The organism is uncultured Lamprocystis sp. (genome assembly GCF_903933125.1).
In the GTDB taxonomy this organism is placed as follows: Bacteria; Pseudomonadota; Gammaproteobacteria; order Chromatiales; family Chromatiaceae; genus Thiodictyon.
In genome coordinates, this window is the sequence record NZ_CAIZIZ010000556.1 from 1 (window position 1) to 4518 (window position 4518).

Below are 4518 nucleotides of genomic sequence, written 5' to 3' on the forward strand. Positions count from 1 at the left end.
CATCTCGCAGCCGCGGGCTCGTCTTTCGCCGTTTACTTGAACAGATCGCCAGGACCGACCAGGTTCCCGAGAAAAATCTCATCCATGGTTACGATTGGCGGCTACACAAGATGTAGGGCAGGAGGAGCTAACCGCCCACCCAATAGGCGTAAAATCCTTGCAGAACATGGTGAACGAAGCGATGGGTTGGCTGGGCGAGGCGCCGGTGACGGGCAGCGCGTTCTCGCAGGCGCGCTACAAACTCAAACACACCGCTTTTATCGAGTTGAACGAAGCGGCGGTGGTCAGCACGATGTACGCCGACCGCCACTACCGGACGTTGTGGGGCTTTCGGGTGCTGGCGGTCGACGGCTCGAAGATCCTGCTGCCGGACACGGCGGACGTGCGCGCGGCCTTCGGGACCATCGCTTACAGCGGCGGGGAGACTGCGGACATTGCGGGCGAGCGCCCGTATGCGTTGGCCTCGGTGCTCTACGACGTGCTCAACCGGGTGGCCTTGGAGGCCACGCTGGGCAAAGCGAACGCCTACGTGTAGCGGCCCACAAACATCCGGGCTCCGACCCACAAACATCGCGATTTTCGGCCCAGATTAACTGCAAATAACGGGGGTCCCGGACCCAGATTATTTGCAAATGAGCCCACATTAACTGCAAACAGCCCACCAACATCCGCGCTGGCCCAGATTAGCTGCAAATGGCCGAAGGGGCGGGCCACCCTCACACCGGCAGCCCCGCGGCCAGCAACTGGCCATGCAGTTCCTGGGTCCGCCCCGGCGCCAACTGGCCGTGCAGAAAGGAGCGAATCTCCGCCGGGCGGACGTTGAGTAGATCGGCCAACGCCCGGGTGTTGTAACCGTAGCGGGTCAGGGTCGCCTCCAGGGCGTCGATGTCAGCCGCCAGGACGGCTTCGATGACCTCCAAGGTCACCGGCTTCTGCCCGACCTGATAGGCCGCCTCCAGCGCGAGCGTGAGGTACTGCTCGATTTGCAACGGCGTGGACAGCGCCGCGGCCAGGCGCTCGCGGGCCTCCGTGGTCAGTAGATCGGCCGCCGTGGCGGGGGCGCATTGCTCCAGCAACCAGTCCAGATAGGCCAACTCCTGCCCTTTGATCCCGTCCAGCCAGAACAGGGTGGTCCGGGCGCCGATCTCCTCCAGGGCCGGCCGACGCAGGTCGTTCCTGAGCTTGGGGTGACCCACCAGGACCACGGACAGGGTGCCGCCGTTGTTCTGGACCAGCTCGATCAGGCGCTTCAGCCCGACCAGGGTCTTGGGGTGCAGGTCGTGCGCCTCATCGACGAACAGGGCGACCGGCTTCTTGCGCTTGGCGATGACCTCGATGAGCTTGCGCTCGCGCTTCTCCGGCTGGGTGGGGACCTTGAAGTCCTTCTCGGTCACCAGGTCGTAGAACAGGGCCAGCATCAGGGTGCCAAGGTTGATCCGATGTTTGTCCACCGCGAGCGACTGGGAGACCAGGATCTCGCGCTCGTCCTTGAGGGCCTCGGTCAGCCGGTGCAGCGTGGTGGTCTTGCCGCAGCCGACTAGTCCGACCAGGGCCAGGAGTTGACCGCCATGGATGGCGATCTTGATATCGTCGAAGACCCGGCGTTGCTGGGCGGTTTCGAAATAGCCAGCGCGCGGCAGTCCGCGGGTCAGCCCAAAGTGCTTCATCACCTCGCTCTGCATGCCGGTCAGCCTCCGCGCAGGGGTTTCAGATGGGTCCGCGCGTAGTCGATGACGTCGACCTTACGCAGTGACTCGGCCAAGGCGGCATCAAGCGCGGCCAGCGCCTCTGCCGGCAGCTTGGCCAAAGGGGTGCCCAGGTACTCGGCGATAGCGCGTTTTGCCGCGACCGCCGTGGGAAAGGCCAGATCCTGGAACGGGTCCGGATCGACGAAGGGCGTCTGCGCGATGACAGGCCCTGGCGCCAGTCCTACCGAAGCGGCTGGACCACCCCACACAGATCCGGGCAGGGCCAGTTGTTCAGCCAAGGCGGCGATGCGCTCAGCGCGTTGCTGAGTCTTGGTCTTTTTGAACGAGCGGTAGCGATGCAGGGGAATCGGCCCGCCGACCGGCTCGTAGGGGCCAAAGCGCCGCTCACCGTGCTCGACATAGAGGGCGTTATCGAACAACCCCCACCACAGAATCACGTCCTCGCCGGCCAGGTCCGGGTCGACCTGGTAGAGGGTTCCCTCCAGGGAGACCCGGGCGTCGACCCCGACCTTGCGCCGCTCGGGCTCGCGGGCGAAGGTGCCGAAGCGCTCCCAACTGCACATGGCGCGTACCCCCTCCGGGGGCAGGTTGGCCAGCCAGTCATCGATCCGCGCATGGGGCTCGCGGCGGTGGGGCATCCGGTTGTAGTGGATCAGGAAGCGCAACAGCCAGGCGTTCGCTTCGGCCTCCATCTCGGGCGCGTGCAAGTGATAGAGGGTCTCGTGCATCTCCTTGACGCTACGAAAGGGCCGCTCGACCTTCCCCTTGGCCCGGGCCGTCGGGCGTCGCCCGTCGCTGTCCTTGGGCATGTGGGTGCGCACCTCGATCCCGAGGTAATCCATGACCCGATGAAAGATCAGACTCTTGCCGATCGGTCCGGAGTCCATGTAGAGCATGGCCGGGCGCCCCTGGAACGGCAGGTCGGGGTCGGACTTGGGGGCCATGGCGTTGAACAGGAAGCGCAGCGCCGCCTCGACATCCTCGCCGTAGACCCCGTGGTACTCCTGGTAGGCGACCCCGCTACGGTCGTCGACCACGCTGTAGAGCATCAAGAGCGGATGCCCGCGGCCCTCCTCAAACCAGGCCGGGCGCGCGACCTGTTTCAGATCCGACGGGCTCAGATCGAACTGCCAGCAGTCGTTGCTGTGGCGGGCCTCGAAGCGCACCGCCGGCGGGACCCGGGTCAGGGTGCGGTAGTCGAAGCCCCAGCGCTTGAGGTAGCGGTTGACCGTGGTGCGGCTCAGCACCGCGGTCGGCGCACGCAGCAGCCCCGCAGGGGTCTCCACGCCATGTTCTTCAAGCAAGCGGATGGCCTGGACGGTGGAGAGGTGGCGCCCTTTTTTGTTGCTGGTGCGGATCTTCAGCGCCGCGATCACCTCGCAGTAGTGCTCAAGCTCCGCCTGAGGCAGGACCCGCGGCACGCCGCGGTCGGCGCGGTTCAGTGCCTTGGGCCGGGCGCGTTCGCGCAGTGCCCGGTACAGCGCATCCTCCGAGACCCCGTACAGGGCGGCCGTCTGCTGCATCAGCGCCCGACGCTCCGGGCTGCGCGGTGCCAAGCCGGCACGCCGGCGGCGCAGGTCCAGCAGGGCTTCCGGTGGGAGTTGGTGACGCGTCATCGACGGCAACTCCCGGGCGGCACCCTAACGGCCCTGCGCGGCTGGACCCGTGGTGCCGATCGGCACCCCGCGGTGGCGCAGGTAGTCGTAGAGGGTGCTTTTGGCGATGCCGAGCTGCGCGGCGATCTCGCGCACCGACAGGCGGCGTTCGCGGTAAAGGGTCTCGGCGGCGCAGGCGGTCTTCTCGGCCTCCGGTGGTAGGCCCTTGGGGCGCCCGCCCAGGCGACCGCGGGCGCGCGCAGCAAGCAACCCGGCCTGGGTGCGCTCGCGGATCAGATCCCGCTCGAACTCGGCTAGCGAAGCGAACAGATTGAACACCAGGCGGCCCTGCGAGGTGGTGGTGTCGAGCGGGTCGTTGAGGCTCTTGAGCCCGACCTGCTGTTCCAGCAGCACGCCGGCCAGTTCGACCAGGTGACGCAGGGAGCGCCCGAGGCGATCGAGCTTCCAGATCACCAGCACGTCGCCCGGGCGCAGTTCGCCCAGCAGGGTATCGAGGACCGGACGCTGGACCTTGGCGCCGCTGACGACCTCCTGGTAGACCTTCGTGCACCCGGCGCGGCGCAAGGCGTCGACCTGCAGGTCCAGGCTCTGGTCTTTGGTGCTGACACGGGCATAGCCGATGTCCATCTGCCGCTCCGCAAGGGGCTGGTGGTTTGATTTACTCGTCGTAGCTTAGGAAAAGCGGTCGCAGATTTCCACAACCGGTTATCCGGACCGTGAAACTGGGGTTTCAGGCGGTGCAGTAGGGTGGCACTGGCGGTCTGCTGATGGTCCGGAAAAACCCTCGTTTTGGCGGACCGACGGGGCCCGCCTGATGCAGCCAGATTCAGGGGAGCGCCAAGGCCGCGCCCGTCTGTCGTGCTCGCGGCGGGACGGTCCTACCTGGGTCATAGATGGCCGTGCGGCGACGGGTGGTCCCCCGGCAGCGGGGCCGACAGCGCCAACGCTTTGGTGAAGAAGGGCGCCAGCGCCGTTTGCAGATAATGTGGGCCCGTGCGGATGTTGGTGGGCTGTTTGCAGCTAATGTGGGCTCATTTACAAATAATCTGGGTCGCTCGACTTTGGCCATTTTTGCCTGAGGCCGGGCGCTGTGCACGGGTGGGCTGGACCAGGGCCGGCGGCTCCTGCGGAGGTGGCGGCAGCGGGAGACCGGCGGTATCGTCTGAAGTCGACCAAAACACCAGCCGTCACCG

At 66.2% G+C, this 4518-nt stretch carries 3 protein-coding genes and 1 pseudogene; 1 reads left to right on the forward strand and 3 read right to left on the reverse strand.

The window, feature by feature from the left end; all coding sequences use genetic code 11:
• Positions 1 to 157: 157 nt before the first annotated feature.
• Positions 158 to 535: a hypothetical protein gene (locus QZY03_RS30440; protein WP_295587892.1), complete on the forward strand. Its 378-nt coding sequence runs from the start codon at positions 158 to 160 to the stop codon at positions 533 to 535.
• A gap of 181 nt (positions 536 to 716) precedes the next feature.
• Here QZY03_RS30440 and QZY03_RS30445 read toward each other — a convergent pair whose 3' ends face one another.
• The 3 genes and pseudogenes from QZY03_RS30445 to QZY03_RS30455 all read right to left on the reverse strand — a co-directional run.
• Positions 717 to 1682 carry an AAA family ATPase gene (locus QZY03_RS30445; protein ID WP_295587894.1) on the reverse strand — a complete coding sequence of 322 codons (966 nt, stop codon included), beginning with the start codon at positions 1680 to 1682 and terminating at the stop codon, positions 717 to 719.
• A 5-nt stretch (positions 1683 to 1687) separates the two neighbouring features.
• On the reverse strand, positions 1688 to 3325 hold the full coding sequence (locus tag QZY03_RS30450) for an IS481 family transposase (protein WP_295587896.1): 1638 nt from the start codon (positions 3323 to 3325) through the stop codon (positions 1688 to 1690).
• 54 nt (positions 3326 to 3379) lie between these two features.
• Positions 3380 to 3952, reverse strand: a pseudogene (locus QZY03_RS30455) (recombinase family protein); the annotation flags it as partial.
• Between the last annotated feature and the right edge of the window lie 566 nt (positions 3953 to 4518).

Excerpts from the sequence above, each read along its gene's own strand:
- QZY03_RS30450 (WP_295587896.1), bottom strand. The coding sequence starts at position 3,325 with ATGACGCGTCACCAACTCCCACCGGAAGCCCTGCTGGACCTGCGCCGC.
- QZY03_RS30445 (WP_295587894.1), bottom strand. The coding sequence starts at position 1,682 with ATGCAGAGCGAGGTGATGAAGCACTTTGGGCTGACCCGCGGACTGCCG.